The following is a 22,959-nucleotide window of genomic DNA, read 5'->3' on the forward strand; positions in this document are numbered from 1 at the left end:
TCGTGCATGTAATCAACAGCCTCAACATTGGAGGGGCTGAGACACTTTTGAGGGGGCTATTGAATGAGTGGGACGATGAGCACCACGTGGTCGTACTTCAAGGCCGCGGAGAGCTATCGGAAGACATTGAAAAGCTAGCGACGAGTTTGACACATCTAGGGTGCAGTAAAGCAACTTCTGCGGTCGGAAAAATGGTTTATGGCTTATGGTCGACTGTCCGAAGACTTCGTCCTGATGTGGTTCACTCTCATCTCGTCCAATCGGATTTGGTCTCACTTCTGTGCCCCATGGGTGGGGTCAAGCGGTATACTTCGATCCACATATCCGGTATGGGAACTCAGGATCCGGCTAGAAGCCACTTCATCGCGAAGGTGGTGGGACGCTTTTCCCACCGTTTCACAAGAGCGATAGCCACCAGTGAAGAGTCTAAGCAGTATATGAGTGACTTTGGATACAAGTGCCCGGTAACAGTTATCCACAATGGGACCCCGAAAGTTGAGCCAGTCGCTTACGAGGCGGACCAGGGCATAACGTTTTTGTCGCTTGCCCGATTTCACGAGGTCAAGGGACATGCCCACCTCATATCCGCTTTCGCGGAACACTTCGCGGATCACCCCACGTCTGCACTAATTTGTGCAGGAGCCGGCGTGAGTCTTGAAAATGCCGAATTTGTAACTGCTGTCGGGCCAGAGGCTGCAGCTCTTTGCGATGCAGGAGTCCTTCATTTCGTAGGACCTCAGCGCGATATCAGATCACTGTTCGCTCGCGCACAAGCGCTTGTGATCTCAAGCACCGGTACAGAAACCTTTCCGATGGTTGGGTCGGAAGCCTGTATGCATGGTGTCCCTGTGATCACAACTGATGTCGGCGCAGCGAAATCCTTTGCTATTGACGAGAGGTGGGTGGTAAATCCAGGGTCTCCCAGCGAACTGGCTGACGCGATGAACCAATTCGCCAGCATCACAAGTGATGAGCGTGCTCTATTGTCGAAGCTGAGTAGGGAGCGCGCACTGGCAGAATTTGACATTTCTAGGATTGCTGAGCAATACACGCAAGCCTACAGGCAAAGCTCAATTTCACAGCTGTCTTTTCCAAACTGATAGCGCAAGGGCAAACACCGTGAAGGATCGAAACCTAGTAAAAAAATCATGGTACTTGGCTCCAACTGCCTTGAACGGAGTTGTTTCTATAGCTTCAGTTCCTGTACTTATCTATTCTATCGGTGCGGACGGCTGGGCCGAAATTGCGCTTGGGCAGGCTGTAGGGCTGTTTGGCTCAGTGCTCGTGAGTTTGGGATGGCCTGTTGTCGGCCCCGCTCTCATTGCAAACTCGTCAGTAAGCGAACAAGGAAGGCACTTTAATGTTTCGCTTTATGCGCGGGTGCTCGTTGCACTCCTCGTAGTTGTCCTAATTTCGACTACAATATTGATCTTGTATCCTGAGAGGACCCTCCTTCTCTGGACTGCCTTAGCTAGTACCGCACTTGGATGCGCATCGAGCTGGTATTTCCTCGGAATCGATGATCCACGCAGTCTTTTCTGGGTGGATGCATTTATAAGGTCAATGGGGACCATTGTGGGCCTATTGGGTGTAGTTGCGACCGGAACTGGCGAGTTATTTGCGGGAGGTCTCGTCTTAGGCCTGGTTCTTTCTATCGTTTTGACCTTACGGAAAGTACAGGAAAGAACTGCGGAGAAGCTCAATCGGCCAACGATGAGTGAAGTCCTAAGATCGGTGCGTGTTCAGTCGAAAGGCCTGGGGACTAACGTTCTCTACGTGACTCTTTCTTCGATTGCACTTCCGTTGAGTGCGGTAATTGGGGGTAACGTTTTCGTAGTCTTTGCAGTTGTAGACAAAGTGCAGAAACAGTTAATGTCGGTGGCACTGCCGCTTACTCAACTCATCACCGGAAAAATGGCAGGCGATCTAGGGCGCGGTTCGGGAGCTGTTGAGACTGCGGGACGAATGTTTCGGAGTGTGATCATTTCCGGACTGATTTTGATTTTGTTGATGATCCCTTTGGGCCCGGTTGTAATCTCTGTTTTGTCGATCGGGCTTGTTTCGGTCACTTTCGTGGAGTCGTTGCTATTGGCGGCTGCAGTGGGACTAGCTTTTATTTCCCAGTGTTTGCCGATAGCTGTTCTGGCACCTATTAACAAGCTCAGGTACGCTATTGTCGGCATGGGCATCGGCCTCATATTTGGAATCCCTTCGATACTCTACGGGGGCCATAGATTTGGCCTTCCAATGCTATTGCTTTCAGTCGTTGGGATGTACTTAATTCCAATACTGACCTCTTCTTGGGCTATTATATCTGCTAAGCGCGTCAACAATTCGTCTAGCCAAGCGGGCACGGCGCCAATGTTTAAGGAAGCCAATGACGGAGCATAAATGCTCTCCTATAGGGGAGCAAAAGGATCGTGTCGCATGGATGGATGTTTCGCGAGGTATCGCCATTGTTTTGGTTATAGCGTTTCATTCAGTATCAGAAGTTGATAAACAAATAGGCTTGCCGCAATGGCTGGTTATTCTGAACAATATAGTGGCACCTGCTCGTATGCCATTAATGGTTTTTCTATCTGGATTATTGCTAACGAAGTCGTTGAAGCGACCAAGCTTGCAGTATCTTCGTGGAAAGTTTAGTAGAATTCTTTGGCCTTTTTTCATTTGGTCGCTTCTGCTGTTTGGCCTTTTAGTCGTTTCGGGAACGGGCGACTACGCATTTGGGGTCAACATGATTGTTAAGAGCGTAACTATCGCACCTATCGACCACTTGTGGTTTCTTCGCGATTTGTTTTTGTTTTATTTGATTTCTCTTTGCGTATGTCGACTGTCGCCGAAGTTTGTACTTCTCGGGGCCCTGGTGGTTCTATTGCTAATTGGCTCGCTCAATTCCGAGCAACTCAGTCGGTCAGCATACCTGTATTTCTTTTTTGTAATTGGGTGGGTCGTCAGTTCGTTCCGTCCAAGATTTGTTTCGTTCGTAACTAACAATAAAGTTTCCTATGTATATGCCGGAATATCTCTTCTGATCATGCCTCTAGTTATTGCGTTTGGCGATATAAGGTATGATGTCGTCGTTCTGCCGGTTGTGGCCTGCCTGGCATTGAGTGTTCTTCGACTTGCGATGGTTTTCGGGCGCTCGGGGCGCGTTCTTAGCTTCATTGGAAAGAACTCTTTGATTTATTATCTTGTCCATTGGCCCGTACTATTGGTGCTTGTTCGCATTTTTTCTGAGTCGGCTTCACTTATCGATTCGTTCTGGGTATTTGTAGCAGTGTTTTGTGCATCCTTTGCAGCATGCACCGTTGCTGTTTTCGCGGGCAGGTCATACGGGCCGCTGTGCTTCCTGTTTTCCTTTACATGGCCGAGAAGGCTCGCCCCCACTCCTGTGTCCTAGGTGATAAGCAGCGGTTATCTAAGAGGAACTTCAACTCGAAACGTCGTTCCCGCACCCAGCTCCGACTGGAACGTGATCCGCCCACCGTGGGCCTCCACAATGGACTTGGTGATCACAAGGCCGAGGCCCACGCCGGGGATTGCGGCCTTACGGACCGGACCCGTGCGGAAGAACTTGGTGAAAACCTCCAGCTGGTCCACCACGCTCATGCCCATTCCAGTGTCGACCAGCTCCAGAATGACTGATTCCGTCTCCGCCCAGGCACGGACGGTGACCACGCCGCCGTCGGGAGAGTACTTGATGGCGTTGGAGAGCAGGTTGTCCAGCACCTGCAGGATGCGTCCCGGATCGGCCCAGAGAATGGGCTCCCCGGTAAGTTCGCGGCGAAGTTTCACGCTGCCGGCAGCCGCCCGCGGGCCGGCGGAATGCAGGGCAATATCCACCAGCTCGGCCAGTTTCACCTCGGACTTGTCCAGCGTCACGGAATCGGAGGCAGTGTTGAGCAGATCCGAGACCAGAGCGAGCAGCCGCTCCGCATTGCGCTGGACCACTACAAGTGCCGAGGGAATGGGACCGGTCATATTCCGGTCTCCGGCCTCCTCCAGCGCCAGGTCCAGATAACCGATGATCGAGGTCAGGGGAGTGCGCAGCTCGTGGGACACGTTGGCTACGAAGTCGTCCTTGCTCTGCAGGGCGGTGACCATGTCCGTGACATCGGAGAAGACGAGCACTGAACCGTTGAAGGCATGGCACTCGTCCAGCACTGGACGGGCGGCAACAGCCAGGGCGCGCTGTCGTTCCCCGGAGCCCACCCAAAGCACGGAATTCGTGAAGGATTCCCCGCGCATGGCGCGCTGCGCGGGGCGGGATTCTGGCGGCAGCGTGGTTTTGCGGTCCAGCCCGTAGATTTCCAGCTCGTCCTCCGCAAAGCTGCTCGCTCCCGGGGGCAGTGTGAGTTCGTGGTTCACCTGCTGGCGGCTGTTCATCAGAATAATCTGGGCGTCCCGGTTCAGCGCCAAGACTCCCACGTCCACGGTGTCCAGCACAGCGCTGAGCAAACCGGAGCTGCGCGTGCTCTCCTGCAGGCTGTCCTGCAGTTTCGTCTCTGCGGCCCGCAACTGCTGCTGCTGCACCGCGGTGTCCCGTTCTACGATGGCCACTGTGCCGAAGACAGCCAGCATGATTATGGGAATCAGCAGGGGTGCGGCCAGGGCCTTCAAATCCGTTTGCCCGGCGGCGAACAGCGGAGTCCACACCACCAGCAGGGAACCGGCAAGGCTGAGCAGCCCGGCCAGCCGCCGGGCGGCCCCGGACCAGGCCAGCCAAAACACCGGCAACACGCACAGCAGGCTCAAGCCGGTTACGGTGGTCCGCCCGCCCGTGTATAGCAAGCTGATGGCGCCGAAATCCAGCAGTGGAATAACCCAGTGGGCCGGCACGAACAGCCGTTTCCAAGGGACGGCAACGGCAGCGGCGGTGGTTGCGGCCAGTAGGACCAGCCCTCGCTGGAAGGCCGGTACCTCGAAGGTCGCGGGGCTGACCACGGCAACTAGAGGAAGCGCGATAAGCACTGAGGCGACCAGCGGCAGCTGGTTGACCACCACCCACATACGCAGTGACAGTTCACGGAAATGAGTGCGGATACCCAACATGGCTAGGAACCGACGCTCGAAAGTGGACATTAAAACGAACCCCTGATCCCCATGGCTGTAGATGCGATTATAGCGGGAGCCTGTAGTATTTCTGGTAAAGGGAGCGGTTATCAGAAGGTCTCGCAGGACGGAAAAACAGCACCATATGGAAACACAGCGCGTTGCAGTCATCATTGAGGACGACAAGGATATTCGCGATCTGTTAAACGCGGTATTGCAACAGTCCGGCTTTAAGGTTTTCACCGCACCTAACGGTACCGAGGGAGTGGAAGCGGTCCGGACGCACAATCCCACTGTGGTCACTCTGGATCTGGGGCTGCCGGACATTGACGGCTTCGAAGTGATCCGCCAGCTGCGCCTGTTTTCCGACGCTTATATTGTGATGCTCACGGCCCGAGCCGAGGAACTGGACACCCTGATGGGACTGGAAGCCGGTGCGGACGACTACATCACCAAACCCTTCCGCCCGCGCGAACTGCGCGCCCGCATCTCCGCTATGCTGCGCCGCCCCCGTTCCGGCGAGGACAGCCAAGACGCCGCCGGCACCGACGAGAGAACGATGGCGGCTCCGGCCGCCGCACCCAGCGCACCGGACGTTGCGGCACCCGCCGGCGGGACACTGTCGACCGCCGGCGCCGTCGCTTACGCCCCAACTGGGGTCGCCGAAACCCGCGAATCGGGCCACTTCCGCCACAACGGGCTGAGCTTGGATTTCCGAACCCGCACCACCGAGATTGACGGTCGAGCGGTAGATCTTACTCGCACCGAGTTTGAGCTACTGCATGCCGTGCTGGAAAGCGGCCGCCGGGTGCGGACCAAGACCTATCTGGTGCGCCGCTTACGCGGGGACGAATACGACGCCGGAGGATTCATCAGCGAAGCCGACGAGCGCACCGTTGAGGTGCATGTGGGCAACGTCCGCCGCAAGCTCGGCGACGACTCGCGCTCACCGCGCTGGCTGGAAACGGTCCGCGGCGTCGGCTACAGGCTGGCCCCGCCCCGCTGACTCGGTTCTCCTAGCTAGGACAAACCTGAGGGAGTACTCTAGCCTGCACGTCGGGCGGCGGCGAGCTGGCCATCATGACTAACCGATGATGCCGCTTTTCTGGACTATGGTGTCTCTTTAATCAGGTTGCCATAAGACTCGGACTGCACCAGAACGCATCGGCAATTGCATTGTTGCCACCAACCTGGCGGAGACCAAGGTGGTATTACATTGCATTACAGTGATTGATAGCGGTTGCCCGAGTGGTGGAGGGGGCTGCTGACCTAACTCGAGGCCATGGGACGCGCAGTGAAGGACGTGCGCGGCGCGGTACTGACGCACGGAGGACAGCGGACGACCGGGTCTCGTGTTGCGGCTGCGGCGCATGCATGGCGTTTCCGTCTAGAGGCGGAGCGGTGTCTACACCGCTCCGCCTCGGAAAGAAGCGCTAACGGGCTCTTGACGGTTAGCGGGAATTAGACCGGCGAAAGCCTGTTAGTCCTCGGACGCGCCGTACTCCTGAAGGTTCCTCGAGCTTTAATCCCGCGGCCGCAGCATCTTCCGATGATTCGGTGTGCACTCGTTCCTTCACCTTCGAGGCCCTTGGCAGGTTTCGGTCGAATGATCGATCACGAACACTTCCTTCAGCTGGCGTGTGGCCTTGCCAGTGAGTGCGACCGGCGCGCAGATACGTGAACGGTAAAGGTTTCACACCTGGCCCTGCCAACTAACTCCTGAAAAGCCACGGTGGCCCAATCAAGATAGACTCGCCCCCGAATTGGGCACCGCAAGATTGGGGACGAGAACCATCTATATTGCCTCACCTCCGAATTCCCTGATATGCGTTCCAGAGCGAAGAACGCCTATTCGGAGATAATCGGTTCCAATGCCGCTGCGAATTGTGTATGCATGGTCTTGGAGTATGTCGCGGTCAGGTGATTGCCGTCTCGATATATCTGCACCCCCCCAATGACTGCAGGACACATGTCTCCGGGGCATACGGCGCTCGTCACGTCTAGGACATGCGCCCCGTCCAGACCCTTCGCCGCTTCCACTTCCGGCGTTGATTCTTCCAGGATCTCGTCCCGAGGCATGGCGCATTTGGTTAGAGACGACTCATTCTGAGCTACGCAGTCGGGAACTAAAACCCCCGGCCGAGGCATGTCTCGTACAGATATGACAGGAACGTTTGCGTCGAGGAACGGCCCCCATGCATCGCGCATGCCTTGAGCCAGAGCGGCGTCGCTCTCGTCCTTTCCCTCGATCCCCGCAACGTGATAAGACCAACTGGAGCCAACGACAAGCGCACTTGGGCGCTCTTTGAGGATGTATTCAGAGACCGCCTTCCCCCAAGACTGACAACTGTCGAAGGGGCGTCCGTCCATGCGAACAGCCACCGCCGTTAGTGGGCAGGACCCCTTCGTGTACACGTCTAGCCGCCACCCCTTTTCACGAGCAGCAGCTGCCATGCCCGGCACGTACATGGCAGCATGTGAATCGCCTACAACTGCCAATACGGTGGTGGAGTCAGGGTCGCCGAACACACAGCGAACTACGGCGTCACTCTGACCATCTTGTAGGCATGTTTCCGGCACATCCTTGGGAGCCGCAAGGGCGCTTGGCACTATGGAATCGAAACTATCCTGTGGGTTTCCCGAATTTATATCCGCCAACAGCACCTCGGCGCCGGCCGGAGCTGCTTCGGCCGTCGTGCTTTGCATGGGTTTGGACGCAACGAAGTCAATGTTTGATACCGGTGGAACCGGCGGAACGCTGACCGCTAGGAGTGCTCCGGCCGTCAAAGCTACAAGGGAGAGCAGCCCTCCAGTCTTGAGCGCGGGAGCTGTGCCGGGTGCGGACTTCGACCATTTCAGAAAAGGGCGTTCTACGTACTGCAAGCTGAGCCACGCCGGGACGAAGGCGAAGAGGACCACTAGGAGACCGGTAAGCGCACTGAGATCTCCCAGTACTGCGCCGGCAAGAACGAGCAAAGGCCAGTGCCAGAGATATAGCGAGTAGGAGACTGCGCCTATTCGTACCATCACATCCCGTGATAGAAAGACCGTCGGCCCAATATTACCCGCCATAGGTCCCGCCCAAATGATCAGGGCAGCACCAACCGTCGGTAGGGCAGCTGTGAAACTCGGAAATGGCACTGCGTCCGTGTATGTCACGGCCGCCAATCCGATTGCGCCTAACCCAGCCCAGCCGAGGATAGCGGCAGGTACTTTTGGAGTTCCGGCCCCGAAACCAGCGAATATTGCGAGTCCTGCTCCTATTGCTAGTTCCCACATCCTCGTAGTGGTGACAAAGTATGCTGGTCCCGGGTTTGTAGATGTCAGATGGACCGACCAAAGAAGTGAAGCGACTCCTACTGCTGCGGCAGCCACTCCGAACCCGACGACCCGATTTGCACCGCATCGAACGGCAATCCATCCTGCTACGACAAGAAGGACTGGCCACACTAAATAGAACTGCTCCTCCACTGCTAACGACCAAAAATGCTGGAGCGGACTAGGCGATTGGTCCCGAGCTAAGTAATCGAGGGAGCTGTCAGCCAAAACCCAGTTAATCATGTAGATCCCGCTGGCCATAGCGTCCTTGCCCACCTGCAACCATTGAGTGATCGGCATGACGAGATAGCTCAGGATGGTAGTGCCTATGAGGGTGAGTGTCGCTGCTGGCAAAATCCTGGCGGCTCGACGGCTCCAGAAATCTACCATAGACAAACGTCCGGTGCGGTTAATCTCACGGACAATACCACTGGTAATCAAGAACCCTGAAATAACAAAGAAGACGTCGACGCCGACATAGCCTCCTGGAATCCATGTGAATCCCGCGTGATAAAGGAGGACGATTCCGACGGCTATCGCCCTGAGCCCTTGAATATCGAGACGTAGGTCTTTTGCACCCCGCTTAGACACATTTGAAACCGACGCATGCTTACTGGCACTTCTTGGCATAGTTTTTCCCCGTGTTATTGAACCTGAGGAAAGTATATTGCGTAATTCATGCACCGTTTGACCAAAGGATATCGCGGTCTCTGGAGGAGCGCAGACCTTTCGCCCCACCTAGTGGGAGTGACAACGCTCATCAGCATCACTTAGGACCTGTTCGTGTGCTAGAAGGGGCGGCCACTTGTCTATCCATGCCGTGTCACTCGGCCAACAGGGTTCCCGCGCATGTTCCCGTACCGAATCTCTGTTGTGGGTGGTGCGCTCCGGGCACGCGCGGCATGCATATTGGAAGTTCTGTCTGCCGTCCGGCGCCTTTTACTGACGAATGGGCGTTGCCGCTGGAAACCCTGCCGGCCTTACCCGTATTGACACCCCACGTCCGTTCGAGGACATGCCGCGACGTGGTGTGAGAACCCAGTCCGGCGCCACCCCCCCCGGTCGGTGTGAAAGCGCACCTTTATAAGATTAGACGTAGGCTGCTAGGAGGTGTGTGCTGCCGCCGAAAGTGCCGTCGGCTGCGGCAGGGACACCGTGAATGCGGATCCGGCCCCCGGTGTGCTGGTCAGGGAAATGCTGCCGCCGTGGGCTTCCACAATGTTCTTAGAAATGGCCAGACCGAGTCCCGCGCCGGGGATGCCTGCCTGCCGGACGGCGCCGGTGCGGTAGAACTTGGTAAACAGTTCCTTTTGATCCTCCTCGGTCATGCCCATGCCGGTGTCCCGGACTTCCACGAAAGTGCAGGCGCCTTCGTCGTCGGTCCAGGCACTCACAGTGACCGTTCCGCCGTCGGGCGAGTATTTGATGGCGTTGGAGAGCAGGTTGTCCAGCACCTGCCCCAGCCGCACCGCATCCGCCTGCACCGCCAGCGCGGGGGAGCAGCTGGCCCTTAACTCCACGCCGGAGGCGGCGGCCCGCGGCCCGGCTGACCGCAGGCAGACGGAGATCAGCTCTGCCACCTCCACCGGGCGGGGATCCAGTGCGACGCTGCCCGACGCGGCGGCGAGAAGGTCGGAGACCAGGCGCAGCAGCCGTTCGCTGTTGCGCTGTGCCACGGAAACCGCGTGCGGAATGGCTCCGGTCAGCCCGGTGTCCTCCGCCTCCTCCTGGGCCAGATCCAGGTAGCCGATGATGGAGGTCAGGGGAGTGCGCAGCTCGTGCGACACATTGGACACAAAATCGTCCTTGGCCCGGAGCGCGTCGGTCAGGGCGGTGACATCGTGGAAGGCAATCACGGCGCCATTGAAGCCGCGGTCATTGCGCAGGACCCGCGCGGAGCAGGACAGGGCCATCTGGTTTCCCCGCGGACCTGCCCAGAGCAGCACATCGTGGAAGGCCTCGCCCTGCAGGGCCCGGGCGATAGGCCGCTGGTCCATGGGAAGGGGCGTGCAGCGGTCCGCGGCGAAGAACAGCAGATCCGCCTCCTGTGTGTGTTTCATGCCGGCGGGCCGCACCCGGTCATCCAGTGCACCCATGGCGTTGTTTTTGTGCACTACAACTCCTGAGGCGCCCACCACCAGCACGCCCACGTCGATCGCGTTCAGGACACCGTCCAGCAGCTCGGAACGTTCGGTGCTCTGGCTCAGGGCGTTCTCCAGCTGCTCATCTTTGGCCTGCAGCGCCGCCTGCTGGGACGCCATGTCCTGGCGCAGCAGCGTCACCGTAACGGCCACTGCCAGGGTGACCAGCGGGGCGAGGATGGGTGCGGCCAGCCGCGGCCCGGTCACGGGAAAGTCCGAGGCGAAGACCGGATACCAGACAATGGCCAGCGGACCGAGGAAGCTCAGGATGCGGGTGCCGGCGGCGGACACCCGGGACCAGGCCAGCCAGAAGACGGGGAAAACGGAGAGCAGATAAAGGCCCATGGCCAGGCCCATGCTGCCAACGTACAGGAGTCCGACGGCGGCAAAGTCCAGGATCGGCAGGATCCAGTAGGAGGGATACCAGAGGCGGTCCCAGGGAACGATGGCGGTGGCCACCGTGATCAGCGCCAGCAGTGCCAGCCCGGCTTGGAACAGGGGCCGGGTGAAGATCTCCGGAATCAGCGGGGCGAAAATGAGGGAGAGCAGCACCACGGTGATGACCAGCGGCGCCTGGCTGATCCGGACTCGCTGGGCCAGAGTCAGCTCATGAAAATCAGCTTTCAATCCCAGACCGGACAGCAACCGTTTGGAGAAGCGTGACATTTGGCGGTTGAACTCTCCCCAGATCAGCGAACTTGCTAGGTCTCACAGTACCGGCTCCGACCAGCGCTTAAATCCGGGGTCTCGGCGTGGTGCGGTGCGGCTAGCCCAGGGCGGCCAGCAGGCAGGCCATGGTTTCCCGGCCGCAGGCGGCGAAGAGGGCGAGCATGGAGACGAGTCCGGCGGCACCGGAGTGCGCCAGGCGCTGCTGGGCGCAGCGGGCCAGCTCGGCCAGGCGGTTAGCACCGGCCATTTCGCTGGAGATCTTGATGCTGAGCACGACATCCATGGTGGCGGCGTCGTCCGCTCCCGTGACCGCACGGAGCAGGCGCTCATAGCGGGACTCCCACATGTTGATGAAGTTGCCGATGAACTCGCGGCAGGACGCCGGACCGAGCTGGTCGGTCAGGTCCCGGAGCTGCTCGCGGGCAATCAGGTCCGGGCCGTGCTCGGCCGTGGCCATCATCGGCCGGCTCCGGATAGCAGCGGAGTGCAGCTGGTTGAAGCGGATACTGTCAGAACCATAAGGGGTCCTCCGCTCTGGGAGCCGCTGTGATGTGCGGCGGGGCTGGGTGCTCTGTAAGGCTGCTTGATATCTACGACAATGCCAGCACTTGCTCAGGAACTGCCCCGGGGAAGACGCAAGATCGGGGCAAGATTGTGCGGCGGGGTCTTTCCCACCCCGCGAGATGGCAATAGGTGCATCTCTCAGCGCTCAGACGCGCACTTACTGCCGTCTCGGCGGTTCCGCCATGCGTAGACCGCAATGCAGCCCAGAGCGGCGCCGAGGGAATTGGCGGTCACGTCGTAAATGGTGGCGAAGCGGTTTGGCAGCAGCAGGGCCTGCGCGGATTCAATCAGGCAGGAGGCCGCGATGCCGCCGGCGGCAGCCAGCCAGATCCGCCGCTCGGGCAGCCAAGCCGCGCCGATCAGCCCAAAGGGCACAAACATCAGGACGTTCGCCAGATTCTCCACGAAGGAGTAATTGACCCAGCCGGGCACCCCGATGCCGTGCAGCCTGCTCAGGATCGCCTTCAGGGTGCCGGCGGATCCCTGGTCCACGGGGGAGGGCCACAGCACGATGAATGCGAGTACCGCTATATAGAGGAGAAAGAGAGCAGCCAGAGTCCTGCGCTGCCGCACCCGCCGGGACGGACCCGCGGGGCGGGACGGGGCCGGCCGGGACCGCGGTTTCGGGGCCGACCGGGCCAGGCGAGGCGGGTACGGCGGGGGAGGGGGAGGCTGCTGTCCTGCTCCTGTCACCGGTACTGCCGTTCCCAGGCCAGCAGGGTGTTCACCGCCGGGGTCAGTTCCTGCACCATCTGCTGGTAGGTCTCCTCGCTGCGGCGGTAGGGGTCCACCACGTCGTCCTCGCCCGGGCCTCCGGGGTTGGCGCTGCGCAGGCGAAGCGCCCTGCCCAGGGCGGCCGTCCAGCGTTCGGAGGCGCCGACGTCGTCCTGCCCCTCCACCTCGGGCAGCAGCCGCGCCAGTTCGCGCAGGGTAAAGGTGCGGCGCAGCAGGCCCGGGGCCAGTTCCACAATCTTGCTGCGGTGCGCCCGGCTCAGGGCCAGCACCAGGTCCTGGCCGGCGAGGATATCGGAGCTGAGCTGGCGGGACACAAAGTTGGTGGAATCCCCGCCGAAAACATTCACGAACCCCGCCACGTGCGGTTCAATGCCGGAGCCCACCAGGGCGCCGGTGCCGGCGCTGGCGACGGTGAACTCTCCCGGCGCCATCTCATCGAAGCCGGCCTGGAGCAGACGCTCGGCCATGGGGGAACGGCAGATATTGCCGGTGCAGACGGTCAGGATGCGGAACGGGGTATTGGTGCTCATGTCTCCGGGCTTCGAATTGCGCGTTCTAACGGGTGCTTTTGCGGTTACTGCGACTGCTTTGGAATGCTTTTGGGGCGCTGAAACGGGCTTTTGCGGACAAATCCACGGTTCATTGCGTTGATCTTGAGGTTACCTTGTGCCGGCCTTGCGCATTGGCCAAACGTTGCATCAACCCTGCGGGAAGAGCGCGTTGTTTCTTGAGGACCGGGCGGCAAAGTAATACCCAGCGGCAAGGAAAACCTTCCTGGGCCGAAAAGCTTGAAGCAAAACAAACAAGGGGAACACAATGAACAAGATGGCTAAAGGCGCACTGGCAATCGGCGTAGGCGCAGCACTCCTCCTCGGCGGCGGCGGAACCCTCGCCACCTGGAACGCGACGCAGAACGCCTCGGCGGGAACGATTGCAGCCGGTGACCTGAACTTGGAAGCCGTAGCGGGAACCTGGACCAGCAACATCAGTGGCTTGATCCAGCCGACTGCAGTCGCAACCTACAAGATGGTCCCCGGCGAGAAGCTGACCTTCACCCAGAAGGTCAACGTGACCCTGACCGGCGCAAACATCTCGGCCAACCTCGCCGTCACCGGCGGCAAGGGCACCAACGGCAGCGGTCCCGGCTTGGAAGAATTCAAGACCGCGAACATTGCGGTTAGCGACGTCACCCTCACGAAGGACAGCAAGGCCGTTGCCAACCCGCTCAAGACAAGCGTGTCCGGCATCGACGCCACCGTCACCTTCGAATTCCTGGGCACCACCACCGGCCGCGACAGCACCAACGCCAAGTACAACCTGGGCGCCATCGGCTACTCCCTGGTCCAGAACGCCCCCACGGTCACCACCCCGTAGTACCCCGCACCATCTTGTTCTAACTCCTGGCTGTGCGCGGTGCGCATGCTCCGTGCACAGCCTGTTCCCTGAAGAAGGAATTCATGAAAAGCCTTCGAGCGCTGAAAGCGGCGGGTTTGATTCTCGCCGCGGTGGTGCTCGGGCTCATGGCGGTTCAGGGAACATACGCACTGTGGAATGCAGCAGTGCCTTCCAAAGCCGGCAGCGTTCAGTCTGCGAACTTCAGCATCCTGGTCAACAACGCAGAGATGACCAGTACCCCCGTTGCCCTGAACATCGGGGAATTGACCCGGGGCAGCGCCGCATTCACCTCGCTGACGGTCACGAACAACGTGAACGCCGGTTCGGCCCTTCGCGTTCAGCCCAGCTTGGCGGGCCTGGTCCCCACGGATAACTTCGGCGGCAACCTGACTGTGAAGACAGTTCTGGCAACGGTCGGAACCCAGTGTGCAGCGATTCCGGCAGCAACATATGACTCGGCGCCCCGGATTCCCGTTATGCCGGCCCTGGCTATCGGAATCACCCAGAACGTCTGCTTCAAGGTTGAGCTGAAGGCCGGCACTCCGGCGGCCCTGCTCGGCACGCCGATAGACATCCCCGTCACCCTCAACGTGGCGCAAATTGCGCCGACCAAACAGTAACCGAGGAAAAGGAAAAAACCATGAGCGCTCGCAGGAAAGCAGAAGCCACCAGCCCCCTGAGCTTCATCGGCACCTGCGTGAGCTACGTTGCCCTCTGCCTTGCCGCTCTGGCTGCCCTGATCCTGGTTGTCATCCCCATGGCCACCGGATCACAGACATACAGCGTCCTCACCAGCTCCATGGCCCCGAAGTATGCACCCGGTACGTTCCTGGTAGTCAAACCCATCCCGTTCAATGAGCTCAGCGTCGGCGACATCATCACCTACCAGATCGATTCCGGCGCACCCGCCGTTATCAGCCACCGGATCACGTCGGTCAGTACGGAGCAGAGCGGCGAAACGGTGTACACCACCAAGGGCGATAACAACGATGTGGATGACGCGCTGCCCGTCCGTCAGGTCCAGATCAAGGGAAAGCTCTTCTACGCCGTTCCCTACGTAGGTTTTGTAGCCAACAGCCTCGGAAATTCTGACCGCGGTGCCATGGCCCAGTGGGGCGCCGTGGCCCTCATGGGATACGGCGTGATTGCTCTTGTCCGCGGCGCACTGGCCAAGAAGCGCAACGAGGGCGAATCGGATGAAGACAGCCGCGGCAACGATAATGACCCGTTTGTTTTCCCGGACTTCGGCCCGGCCGAAGGCGCCGGCAGCGCGCCCCGCCACGACGATTCCATCCTGACGGACTGCGACGGCTGCGATCACGACGATGCTCGGGGTGTCCGGAACAACCATGCACACCGCATTGAGGCCCGGAAGCACGCGACCGTCTGATGAGCCGGCACACAGCACCCGCTGCGGGATGGCGCCGGAATTTGGTCGGAGCATCTGTTGCCGGTGTTGTCGGCACGGTGGTGTCCCTGGCCGGAGCGCCCGGTGCTTTCGCAGCCGGCGATTACCTGGAGTTCAGCCTAGACGGCGTGACCTACGCACCGTCGATCGCCGGCCCCCTCTTCAATGAAGCCGTTGTCTACGTTCCCGGGGCCACGAGCAGCGCCACGGTCTGGGTCCGCAACAACAGTGCGGAACCCGCGGCGCTGTCCTCGGCCGCCGTCGTCGTCCGCTCTGATCCGGAGATGAACAACTATCTGGGTCTTCGAACCGGTGAGGAAACCGGCCTTTCGCCCCGCGCTTCGCTTGGCGGCCCCGGCAGCTGCACCGATCTGCAGGATGCCTGGGAACTCAAGCCTGGGGAAGAACGTGAGATGCGACTGGTCCTCGACCTGGCTGTGGATGCTCCGAATGACACGATGAACCGCTCGGCGGATTTCGACGTTGTCTTCTTGCTGGAATCCATGGACGCTGTATCCCGGACTGCCTGTGCTGCTCTGGGGAATCCCACGCAGCCGCCGGACGAATCAGGAACAACCGCCAATAACCCCGATCCGATGGCAGCGGGCAAGCCTTCAGAAGTCGCAGCCCTGCAAGGAACACGCGGGACTCCGCAGCCAGCACCTAACAGCGTCTTCCCGGCAGCTCTGCCCGAACGCGCTGATAGCGGCGGTCAAGCCAACGCGCCATTTGAAGCCAACCCGCCGCAGGCAGGCGGTCAGGCCGAGCAGAATCCCCAAGCCGCCATTATCCCGGCGGGTTTCCAGAGCACGGTGGAACCAATTATTCGGACGCTGCAGGGCACGCTCCTGATAGCCATGTCCGTGCTGCTGACTGCTGCTGTGGTTCTTCGTTTCCGGAAGCGGCAGTTGGATGAGTAGAAAGCTTCCGGGACTGCGGGCCGCCGCAGTGGCCTTTGTCCTGACCGTTGTACTGGGAACTGGCGGCACAGCCGCATTTGCCTACTGGAGTCAGCAGGCCAGCGTGAGTATTTCCGGACAGACAACGCGGCCGCAAACCCCTGTTCCTACAGATGTCAGGTGCCAATCAAGCTTCGTCAACCGGATTGAATGGCCGAACACTGCCGGGATCGATCCGGAAGCGCGTTACATCGTCACCTTTGACTCCAAGCTTTTGAGCAGCCCGCTATCGTACGCGCTTCCCCGGGGAGCTGTCCGGGTTGAGCCGTATCACCTCGATCTAAAGGACGAGCTGGGTTATTCCTTTCGCGAATATCCACTGACCGTGACTGTTCAAACGGCCCTTGTCCGATCTCCATCAACTGCAACAGTGCGCATTACGCCTGCGGACCTGTTGTTTTCTTCTGAACCCAGCACTCCTGTAATGATGGGATACCAGAACCTGGGAATTGCAGGCTTTCCCTGCAGGTCCTAGTCCTGGCCGCACCCGTAGAACTGCACGAAATTGAGGAAGAACCATTTCTGCCAATGAGCCGGGACCACCGCCGCCGCCGGACAACCGCCGCCGCCTGTTTCAGCGGCTGCGTGCCCTCCCCGGCTTCCGGACCGCGGCTGTGGCCTTTGTCCTGACCGTGGTGCTGGGCGCGGGCAGCACCATTGCCTACGCCTACTGGAGCCAGTCCACATCGGTTGCCATCACCGGAACCACCCGTTCGGAGGTCCCGGCGGGAACCTCGCCGGTAACGGCCACCCCCGTGCTGGCGCCGCGGCCGACAACGCCTTCCGCTCCCACCTGCGCGGCGGTCCTCAGCGATCTGGAGATGCGCCCCAACAGCTTTGCGGACGTCCGGTTCGGCTGGAGCCCCGCCGCAGCAGCCACCAGCTACGTCGTCACGGTAAGGAGCACGGCGGCGAAATACGACCAGACCCAGACCGTCAATGCAACCCAAGCCAACTTTCGGTTTGGACGGCTTCCCTCTGACCAGGACGGGAAGCCTGTAGGCAGCTCCTCGCCGTTCTACACCAAGTACACGGTTCGCGTGATGCCCATGAACGGCACGGTTGCAGGAGACCCGCTCTACTTCACTTACGAGTATGAGCATTACAAGAGCAACAACTGCTACTACAGTGATCCAACCGGCGCAGCACCGCTGGGCGATATCCAGCCATCCTGTGACCTGCCCCCGTTCGACTCCGGCACGGACTACGTCCAGGCCCGGTTTACCTGGTCCGCTTCCAGCGGGGCCAAAAACTATCTGGTCACCATGACGGCGCAAAACGGTTCCGGCTACGGCGGAGAACAGGTTGTCACCGCAGGCAGCGCGACCTTCAGCATGCTGATGCCCAAGCCCGTCCCCGGCAGCGCACCTTATCTGAGTCGGTACACCATCCGAGTCCAGCCCCTGAACGGGGCGCTGGCAGGCGATCCGCGATATCTGACCTACCAACTGGGAGCCAACAGCCACCAGTGCTGGTGATGACCGGTGCAGGGCACCGTCCGGGCTAGCGCCCGCTAACGCCCCCTTTGTCGCCGTCGCCGTCGTCGTCGTAAACGTCCGGAATCCCGTCCCGGTCCGCATCCGCCGTCTCCTGTGCCTCCACGAGCCGGTAACGCCGGTTGCGGATCCGCAGCAGGACCGCGGCCAGCACCGCTGCGGTCACCGACGCCGTCAGGATCGCCACCTTCGCGTGGTCGTTGTGCACGCTGCCCGGATCGAAGCTGAGGTCATTGACCAGCAGTGACACGGTGAAGCCGATGCCGGCGAGGATGCCGATGCCCAGCAGGTCGATCCATTTCACGGTGGAGTCCAGCCGGGCGCGGGTGGCGGCGGTGATGGCCCAGGTGGTGGCCAGAATGCCCAGCGGCTTGCCGGCCACCAGTCCGGCCACAATTCCCAGTGCCACCGGATCGGTCAGCGCCGAACCCAGCCCGCTGACGCCGCCGATCGCCACGCCGGCGGAAAAGAACGCGAACACCGGCACCGCAAAACCGGTGGAGACCGGCCGGAAGCGGTGCTCGAAGATTTCGGCCAGGCCCGGCTTGCCCGGCTGCGGCAGCACCGGTGTGCCGTCCGGGCCGCGGCGCAGCACCGGGATGCAGAAGCCCAGCAGCACTCCGGCGACGGTGGCGTGCACGCCGGAGGCATGCATCAGTGCCCACACGGCCACCCCGACCGGCAGCAGGATCAGCCAGGCCGCCGCGGGACGGGTGGCGAAGAACCGCCGCTTGGTCTGCGCCAGAAACAGGAACAGGGCCAGCGGGGCGAGCATGATCAGCAGGTAGAGCAGATGCACGTCTTCGGAATAGAAGAACGCGATGATTGTGATGGCAATCAGGTCATCCACCACCGCCAGGGTCAGCAGGAAGATCCGCAGCGCCGAGGGCAGGTGGGAACTGATCACCGCGAGCACCGCCAGGGCAAAGGCAATGTCGGTGGCGGTGGGAATGGCCCAGCCGCGCAGCGCGTCCGTGCCGGTGGCGAGGTTGACGGCCGTATAGATCAGGGCGGGAACGACGACGCCGCCCGCTGCCGCGGCCACCGGCACGATCGCCTTGCTGATCTGGCGCAGGTCTCCGGCCACGAACTCGCGCTTGAGTTCCAGCCCCACCAGGAAGAAGAAGATGGCCAGCAGGCCGTCCGCGGCCCAGGCGCCGACGCTGAGCCGCAGGTGCCAGGGTTCGTAGCCGAACTCAAAGTCGCGGACGGCAAAGTAGGAGTCCGACGCCGGGGAGTTGGCCCAGACCAGGGCGGCCACCGTGGCGATCAGCAGGAGCACCCCGCCCACGGTTTCCTTGCGCAGGATCTCGCCGATGCGCAGGAGCTCCGGATAGCTGGAGCGGGCCAGGACCGTGCCGCCCGGCCGGCGCGGCACGGGCCGGCCGGCGGGGGTATTCTGCGGATCCGGTGCCATGGAGCTCCTCGGACAGAAAAACGGGATATCCGAAGTCTGGCACCATCCGGGGCGGTTAGCCCACGGGCGTCAGCCGATCAGGGCGCGGAAACCCACGATGACGGTGACCAGGCCAAAGACCATGGACGTGGTGACCTTCATCAGGTTCACGGTCAGGTACCGGGTGGGGGCACCCTTCTCGTCGCGGGCCTTCGGGCTCTTGTAGGCCTCAACCAGGTACGGCGGCCAGACGACCAGGCTCCACAGCCCGGCGATGATGAGGATGACGGAAAGTGCGGTGGGCAGGGCAAAGCTGTTGTCCATTGCTGCGCGGTCCTAGCGGTTTTCGATCCATTTGCCGGCCTGGCCGGCCTGGATGGTCAGGGCCTTGCCGATCATGGGCTCGGCGGACTTGGCGATCTTGTCGCCCAGGAACGGAATGGAGGAGCTGACCTTGCCGTCCACGTCCACGCGGGTTCCCCCGTTCAGGGGCACCAGGCGCTGGGTGGCGGAAACCTTCAGCGGAACACCGCCCACGGAGAGGTCAACGGAGGCCTCCCGGGAACCGTCGGCCGCCGGAGCCGCCCAGTGTTCCTTCTGCGTGACGGTGAGCGTGGCGCCCACGAACTTCTTGGCCATGTCCGGCAGCCGGTCGGTGGGCAGGGTGCGCACTGCGGTCAGGACAAATGCCCCGGCGGTGTCGCCGTCCACGGTGGCCGAGACCAGGGAGCCGCCAACGTGTTCGCTGACGCTGCGCAGGAAGTCCTCATTGGTGAACGTGTCGGTGACGGTGCGGACGTCGTGGGGCAGGGTGGTCGAGGCGTTCAGGGCCATGGGTCCTCCAGATAGGTAAGTCGCTTTGCCGGCGTGCGGTGCGCAGGTGCGCACAGCTCAACCGGCCCGCAATCATCCTAATCTGCGGCGGTCCCCAGCTCCGAAACGGTCCGTTCTCACCTGGGTACCGGCGCGGCCCGGAACCGCTAGCGTTCCAGGCTCACGCAGGCCACGGCGCGGTCGTCATCCGACGCGTCCGGGCTCGCGCTGGCGGTCTCGTCGTCGTCGAGGGTGATCAGCAGCGAGCGGCCAATGCCGTCGTCGGGCAGGACCCACGGCACGGTGACGCTGGCGGTGGAGCCGCCGTCGCGGTCGGTGGTGAAGTCCAAGCTCAGGTCATCCGAGTCCTCGTTCCGGGTGTCCTCGTATTCCTCGCCGGCATCGGAGGGATTGGGGCCGCACAGCTTCTGATGCAGCTCGGCGGTGAATTCCGTGTTCGGCGCGAAGCCGCGCACGATCATCTCCAGCGTGGTGTTCGCTTCGGTGTCATTGACCGTGATGGTGGTGTCAGCGCCGTCGGGCACGAAGGAGGTGTCGTAGGTGCTGGCGATGGCGTTCTCGCAGTAGGTGCCGAACGTGCCCTGGATGATGCCGCTGGCAATGGGGCTGGGGGTGGTGGTGCCGCAGCGGTTGGGGTCCTCGGTCACTCCCGGGATGCCCTGCGCCTCGCAGCTTTCCTGCGCCGCGCTCCCCGGAGAAGCAGACGCACAGGCCGCCGCCGTGTCCCCGCCCGAGGGCTCCGGACTGGCCGTTGAGGTTGCCTCTTCATTGTCGGCCGAGTACGAGCCGCCCCCGGATTCATTGTCATTGCAGCCGGCCAGGGCGAACAGGGACAGGAGAAGTGCGCTGGCCAGGAGGAAGGCTTTGCGTGCCATGGGGCAGTCCTTACGTATGTTGGGATCCGACGTGTGCCCGTGCCATTCCAGCGTGGCAGGGCAGGGAATGAAACACCAGAACACTGCCGCGCATTGGGTGCCGGCGGGCGATGCCCGGGCAAAACTCCCCAACCTAGCCGCCGCCGTCGCCGTTGAGAACAGGTACGACGGCGGGAGGAGGGTTTTTTGCCCAAGTGCGGCCCGGTTGCCGGGTTTTCGCTTCCCGGACACGGTTCCGTGCCTTACCGTCTGCGGCACGGCTTCCTGGGGAGGGGCCGGAACCCGGTGGCTGTTCACGCACCGCCGGCACGGAAATCACTCGCACCCATGAGGGGAAGCATGAAAACACCACGTATTCTCCGCGGAACTGCGCTCGCAGCCGCTGTTGTCCTGACCGCCGGAACCGCCGGGCCGGTGTTCGCCGAGTCCGGAGCAGCCCGCACCACGGTGACGGACGGCACCGCTGCGGACGGCACTTCCGCTGCCACGGACAGCGGCAAGGGCCGCCATCCGGGCAAGCCGGGCCATCCCTGGAAGCCGGGAAAGCCCGGAAAACCAGGGAAACCGGTCAAGCCTGTGAAGGATGAGAGCGAAAAACTGCGCGCCAAGGTCACGCTTCACAATGTCTTTGACCATCTGGAGGGACTGCAGGACGCCGCCGATGCCAACGACGGCAACCGGGCCGACGGGACGCCCGGCTATGAGGCATCCGGCCAGTACATTGAGGACCAGCTGCGGCGGGCGGGATACAAGCCGGTGCGGCAGGATTTCACCTATGACCAGTTCGAATTGAACAGCGAAGCCCTGGAGCAGACCGCGCCAACGCCCACGGTCTACACTGCGGGAACCGACTTCGCCACCATGAGCTACTCCGGCGCGGGGGATGTCACGGCGGCTGTCACCCCGGTGGACCTCATCCTCACCGGAGACCGGACGGTCAACACCTCGGGCTGCGAGGCTGAAGACTTCGCCGGCTTTGCCTCCGGCGACATTGCGCTGATCCAGCGCGGGACCTGCTCCTTTGAGATTAAAGCGCTCAACGCAGCAGCGGCAGGCGCATCCGGCGTCGTGATCTTCAATATGGGTGATGCACCGGGGGCGGACCGCAGCGGGCTGCTCAACGGCACCTTGAGCGACGGGGTGGGTGAGGATGAGGTGTCAACCATCCCCGTTGTCGGCGCCACTACCGCTCTGGGGGAGGCGCTGGCCGCCGCCGAGGGCGCACAGCTGCGGATCACCGTTGACTCGAACCTGCGGACCACCAACTCGTTCAACATTCTGGCCGACACACCCCGCGGAAACGCGGCCCGCACCGTCGTCGTCGGCGCACACCTGGATTCCGTCCCGGCAGGATCCGGGATCAATGACAACGGCAGCGGCAGCGCCGCCATCTTGGAAACCGCCATCCAGCTTGCCGAATCCACTAAACGGCACCCGCTGCAAAACCGGGTCCGCTTTGCCTTCTGGGGCGGAGAAGAGAACGGACTGGTGGGCTCCAACCATTACGTGTCGCAGCTCGATCAGGCCGGACTGGACGGCACCCTCGCGAACCTGAACTTCGACATGCTGGGTTCGCCGAACCTGGTTCGTTTTGTCTACGACGGTGACGGCTCTGCATTCCCCGACAGTGACGCTCCGCGGCCGGTGGGTTCGGATGAGATTGAGCGCATCTTCGAGGAGTATTTCTCGGGGCAGCAGCTGGCCTCGGCACCCACTGAGTTCAGCGGACGCTCCGACTACTCGGCGTTCATCCAAAACGGTATTCCGGCGGGTGGCTTGTTCAGCGGTGCCGAAGGCATCAAGACCGACGAGGAAGCCGCCGTGTTTGGCGGCACGGCGGGAGAGGCCTATGACTCCTGCTACCACCAGGAATGTGATGACCTCGGGAACATCAACCGCCGCGGACTGGATCAGATGGCCGACGCGGTGGCGCATTCCGTGCTGACCTTCGCGCGGACGGACGCGGATCTGCGCGGCGGTGAGGACGTGAAGCAGCAGCGGGTGGCACCGTCCGGCGTTGACATGCAGTACCGCGGCAACGAAGCAGTGAAGTAACGCAGTGATGCTGTGATGAAGCAGTGATGTAAGGGTGCCGGGCCGAATGTAGCCCGGGTGCC

21 protein-coding genes are annotated in these 22,959 nt (G+C 61.3%); 11 read left to right on the top strand and 10 right to left on the bottom strand.

The window, feature by feature from the left end; translation table 11 throughout:
- Positions 1–2: 2 nt before the first annotated feature.
- Genes AC4D2W_RS12225 through AC4D2W_RS12235 form a run of 3 tightly spaced genes read left to right on the top strand, consistent with a single transcriptional unit; the run spans position 3 to position 3,400 of the window.
- Positions 3–1,100 carry a glycosyltransferase gene (locus tag AC4D2W_RS12225; protein WP_490927440.1) on the top strand — a complete coding sequence of 366 codons (1,098 nt, stop codon included), beginning with the start codon at positions 3–5 and terminating at the stop codon, positions 1,098–1,100.
- Between the two features lie 19 nt (positions 1,101–1,119).
- The gene (locus AC4D2W_RS12230; RefSeq protein ID WP_490927175.1) at positions 1,120–2,391 is read left to right on the top strand and encodes a hypothetical protein; all 1,272 of its coding nucleotides are present in this window, start codon (positions 1,120–1,122) and stop codon (positions 2,389–2,391) included.
- Positions 2,378–3,400, top strand: coding sequence for an acyltransferase family protein (locus AC4D2W_RS12235; RefSeq protein ID WP_490927176.1), 1,023 nt, complete (start codon positions 2,378–2,380; stop codon positions 3,398–3,400). The genes AC4D2W_RS12230 and AC4D2W_RS12235 overlap by 14 nt, the downstream gene beginning before the upstream one ends.
- Positions 3,401–3,414: 14 nt before the next feature.
- Here the strand turns inward: AC4D2W_RS12235 and AC4D2W_RS12240 are convergent, their stop codons facing one another.
- Complete coding sequence (locus AC4D2W_RS12240) at positions 3,415–5,082, bottom strand: sensor histidine kinase (protein ID WP_490927177.1); 1,668 nt, start codon at positions 5,080–5,082, stop codon at positions 3,415–3,417.
- A gap of 115 nt (positions 5,083–5,197) precedes the next feature.
- Here AC4D2W_RS12240 and AC4D2W_RS12245 point away from each other — a divergent pair, with 115 nt between their 5' ends.
- Positions 5,198–6,058 (top strand): response regulator transcription factor, encoded by an 861-nt coding sequence (locus AC4D2W_RS12245; protein ID WP_490927178.1) that lies wholly within the window; start codon positions 5,198–5,200, stop codon positions 6,056–6,058.
- Between the two features lie 842 nt (positions 6,059–6,900).
- Here AC4D2W_RS12245 and AC4D2W_RS12250 read toward each other — a convergent pair.
- The 5 genes from AC4D2W_RS12250 to AC4D2W_RS12270 form a co-directional block, all read right to left on the bottom strand.
- On the bottom strand, positions 6,901–8,961 hold the full coding sequence (locus AC4D2W_RS12250; RefSeq protein ID WP_490927179.1) for an acyltransferase family protein: 2,061 nt from the start codon (positions 8,959–8,961) through the stop codon (positions 6,901–6,903).
- Between the two features lie 512 nt (positions 8,962–9,473).
- Positions 9,474–11,177 (bottom strand): sensor histidine kinase, encoded by a 1,704-nt coding sequence (locus AC4D2W_RS12255; protein ID WP_490927180.1) that lies wholly within the window; start codon positions 11,175–11,177, stop codon positions 9,474–9,476.
- Positions 11,178–11,277: 100 nt separating this feature from the next.
- On the bottom strand, positions 11,278–11,640 hold the full coding sequence (locus AC4D2W_RS12260) for a hypothetical protein (protein ID WP_490927181.1): 363 nt from the start codon (positions 11,638–11,640) through the stop codon (positions 11,278–11,280).
- A gap of 242 nt (positions 11,641–11,882) precedes the next feature.
- Positions 11,883–12,437 (bottom strand): VanZ family protein, encoded by a 555-nt coding sequence (locus tag AC4D2W_RS12265; RefSeq protein WP_490927182.1) that lies wholly within the window; start codon positions 12,435–12,437, stop codon positions 11,883–11,885.
- A complete protein-coding gene (locus AC4D2W_RS12270) occupies positions 12,434–13,009 on the bottom strand; it encodes an arsenate reductase/protein-tyrosine-phosphatase family protein (RefSeq protein WP_490927183.1) in 576 nt (191 codons plus the stop codon). The genes AC4D2W_RS12265 and AC4D2W_RS12270 overlap by 4 nt, the downstream gene beginning before the upstream one ends.
- 295 nt (positions 13,010–13,304) lie before the next feature.
- On the opposite strand from AC4D2W_RS12270, the gene AC4D2W_RS12275 reads away from it, so the two are divergent.
- The 6 genes from AC4D2W_RS12275 (at position 13,305) to AC4D2W_RS12300 (ending at position 17,719) form a co-directional block, all read left to right on the top strand.
- Complete coding sequence (locus AC4D2W_RS12275) at positions 13,305–13,853, top strand: alternate-type signal peptide domain-containing protein (protein WP_490927184.1); 549 nt, start codon at positions 13,305–13,307, stop codon at positions 13,851–13,853.
- An 83-nt stretch (positions 13,854–13,936) separates the two neighbouring features.
- The gene (locus AC4D2W_RS12280; RefSeq protein WP_490927185.1) at positions 13,937–14,494 is read left to right on the top strand and encodes a hypothetical protein; all 558 of its coding nucleotides are present in this window, start codon (positions 13,937–13,939) and stop codon (positions 14,492–14,494) included.
- Between the two features lie 20 nt (positions 14,495–14,514).
- The gene (locus AC4D2W_RS12285; protein WP_490927186.1) at positions 14,515–15,264 is read left to right on the top strand and encodes a signal peptidase I; all 750 of its coding nucleotides are present in this window, start codon (positions 14,515–14,517) and stop codon (positions 15,262–15,264) included.
- Entirely contained in the window at positions 15,264–16,202 is a 939-nt protein-coding gene (locus AC4D2W_RS12290; protein ID WP_490927187.1) for a hypothetical protein, read from the top strand. The genes AC4D2W_RS12285 and AC4D2W_RS12290 overlap by 1 nt, the downstream gene beginning before the upstream one ends.
- The gene (locus AC4D2W_RS12295; protein WP_490927188.1) at positions 16,195–16,716 is read left to right on the top strand and encodes a hypothetical protein; all 522 of its coding nucleotides are present in this window, start codon (positions 16,195–16,197) and stop codon (positions 16,714–16,716) included. Before AC4D2W_RS12290 ends, AC4D2W_RS12295 begins: the two co-directional genes overlap by 8 nt.
- A gap of 139 nt (positions 16,717–16,855) precedes the next feature.
- Positions 16,856–17,719, top strand: a complete 864-nt coding sequence (locus AC4D2W_RS12300) for a hypothetical protein (RefSeq protein WP_490927189.1) — start codon at positions 16,856–16,858, stop codon at positions 17,717–17,719.
- A gap of 25 nt (positions 17,720–17,744) precedes the next feature.
- On the opposite strand, the gene nhaA is transcribed toward AC4D2W_RS12300, so the two are convergent.
- From nhaA to AC4D2W_RS12320, 4 genes are all read right to left on the bottom strand, one after another.
- Entirely contained in the window at positions 17,745–19,154 is a 1,410-nt protein-coding gene (nhaA, locus tag AC4D2W_RS12305; RefSeq protein ID WP_490927190.1) for a Na+/H+ antiporter NhaA, read from the bottom strand.
- Positions 19,155–19,223: 69 nt separating this feature from the next.
- Complete coding sequence (locus tag AC4D2W_RS12310) at positions 19,224–19,457, bottom strand: SCO4848 family membrane protein (protein WP_490927191.1); 234 nt, start codon at positions 19,455–19,457, stop codon at positions 19,224–19,226.
- A gap of 12 nt (positions 19,458–19,469) precedes the next feature.
- Positions 19,470–19,967 carry a DUF2505 domain-containing protein gene (locus tag AC4D2W_RS12315; protein ID WP_490927192.1) on the bottom strand — a complete coding sequence of 166 codons (498 nt, stop codon included), beginning with the start codon at positions 19,965–19,967 and terminating at the stop codon, positions 19,470–19,472.
- Positions 19,968–20,113: 146 nt separating this feature from the next.
- Positions 20,114–20,842 carry a hypothetical protein gene (locus AC4D2W_RS12320; protein WP_490927193.1) on the bottom strand — a complete coding sequence of 243 codons (729 nt, stop codon included), beginning with the start codon at positions 20,840–20,842 and terminating at the stop codon, positions 20,114–20,116.
- Between the two features lie 339 nt (positions 20,843–21,181).
- On the opposite strand from AC4D2W_RS12320, the gene AC4D2W_RS12325 reads away from it, so the two are divergent.
- On the top strand, positions 21,182–22,897 hold the full coding sequence (locus AC4D2W_RS12325) for a M28 family peptidase (RefSeq protein WP_490927194.1): 1,716 nt from the start codon (positions 21,182–21,184) through the stop codon (positions 22,895–22,897).
- The last annotated feature ends 62 nt before the right edge of the window (positions 22,898–22,959 follow it).

This window comes from Arthrobacter sp. TJ-58 (genome assembly GCF_058269295.1).

Excerpts from the sequence above, each read along its gene's own strand:
- AC4D2W_RS12320 (WP_490927193.1), bottom strand. The coding sequence starts at position 20,842 with ATGGCACGCAAAGCCTTCCTCCTGGCCAGCGCACTTCTCCTGTCCCTG.
- AC4D2W_RS12290 (WP_490927187.1), top strand. The coding sequence starts at position 15,264 with ATGAGCCGGCACACAGCACCCGCTGCGGGATGGCGCCGGAATTTGGTC.
- AC4D2W_RS12315 (WP_490927192.1), bottom strand. The coding sequence starts at position 19,967 with ATGGCCCTGAACGCCTCGACCACCCTGCCCCACGACGTCCGCACCGTC.
- AC4D2W_RS12260 (WP_490927181.1), bottom strand. The coding sequence starts at position 11,640 with ATGATGGCCACGGCCGAGCACGGCCCGGACCTGATTGCCCGCGAGCAG.
- AC4D2W_RS12270 (WP_490927183.1), bottom strand. The coding sequence starts at position 13,009 with ATGAGCACCAATACCCCGTTCCGCATCCTGACCGTCTGCACCGGCAAT.
- AC4D2W_RS12240 (WP_490927177.1), bottom strand. The coding sequence starts at position 5,082 with ATGTCCACTTTCGAGCGTCGGTTCCTAGCCATGTTGGGTATCCGCACT.
- nhaA (WP_490927190.1), bottom strand. The coding sequence starts at position 19,154 with ATGGCACCGGATCCGCAGAATACCCCCGCCGGCCGGCCCGTGCCGCGC.
- AC4D2W_RS12255 (WP_490927180.1), bottom strand. The coding sequence starts at position 11,177 with ATGTCACGCTTCTCCAAACGGTTGCTGTCCGGTCTGGGATTGAAAGCT.
- AC4D2W_RS12245 (WP_490927178.1), top strand. The coding sequence starts at position 5,198 with ATGGAAACACAGCGCGTTGCAGTCATCATTGAGGACGACAAGGATATT.
- AC4D2W_RS12325 (WP_490927194.1), top strand. The coding sequence starts at position 21,182 with ATGAAAACACCACGTATTCTCCGCGGAACTGCGCTCGCAGCCGCTGTT.
- AC4D2W_RS12295 (WP_490927188.1), top strand. The coding sequence starts at position 16,195 with ATGAGTAGAAAGCTTCCGGGACTGCGGGCCGCCGCAGTGGCCTTTGTC.
- AC4D2W_RS12235 (WP_490927176.1), top strand. The coding sequence starts at position 2,378 with ATGACGGAGCATAAATGCTCTCCTATAGGGGAGCAAAAGGATCGTGTC.
- AC4D2W_RS12285 (WP_490927186.1), top strand. The coding sequence starts at position 14,515 with ATGAGCGCTCGCAGGAAAGCAGAAGCCACCAGCCCCCTGAGCTTCATC.
- AC4D2W_RS12280 (WP_490927185.1), top strand. The coding sequence starts at position 13,937 with ATGAAAAGCCTTCGAGCGCTGAAAGCGGCGGGTTTGATTCTCGCCGCG.
- AC4D2W_RS12275 (WP_490927184.1), top strand. The coding sequence starts at position 13,305 with ATGGCTAAAGGCGCACTGGCAATCGGCGTAGGCGCAGCACTCCTCCTC.
- AC4D2W_RS12310 (WP_490927191.1), bottom strand. The coding sequence starts at position 19,457 with ATGGACAACAGCTTTGCCCTGCCCACCGCACTTTCCGTCATCCTCATC.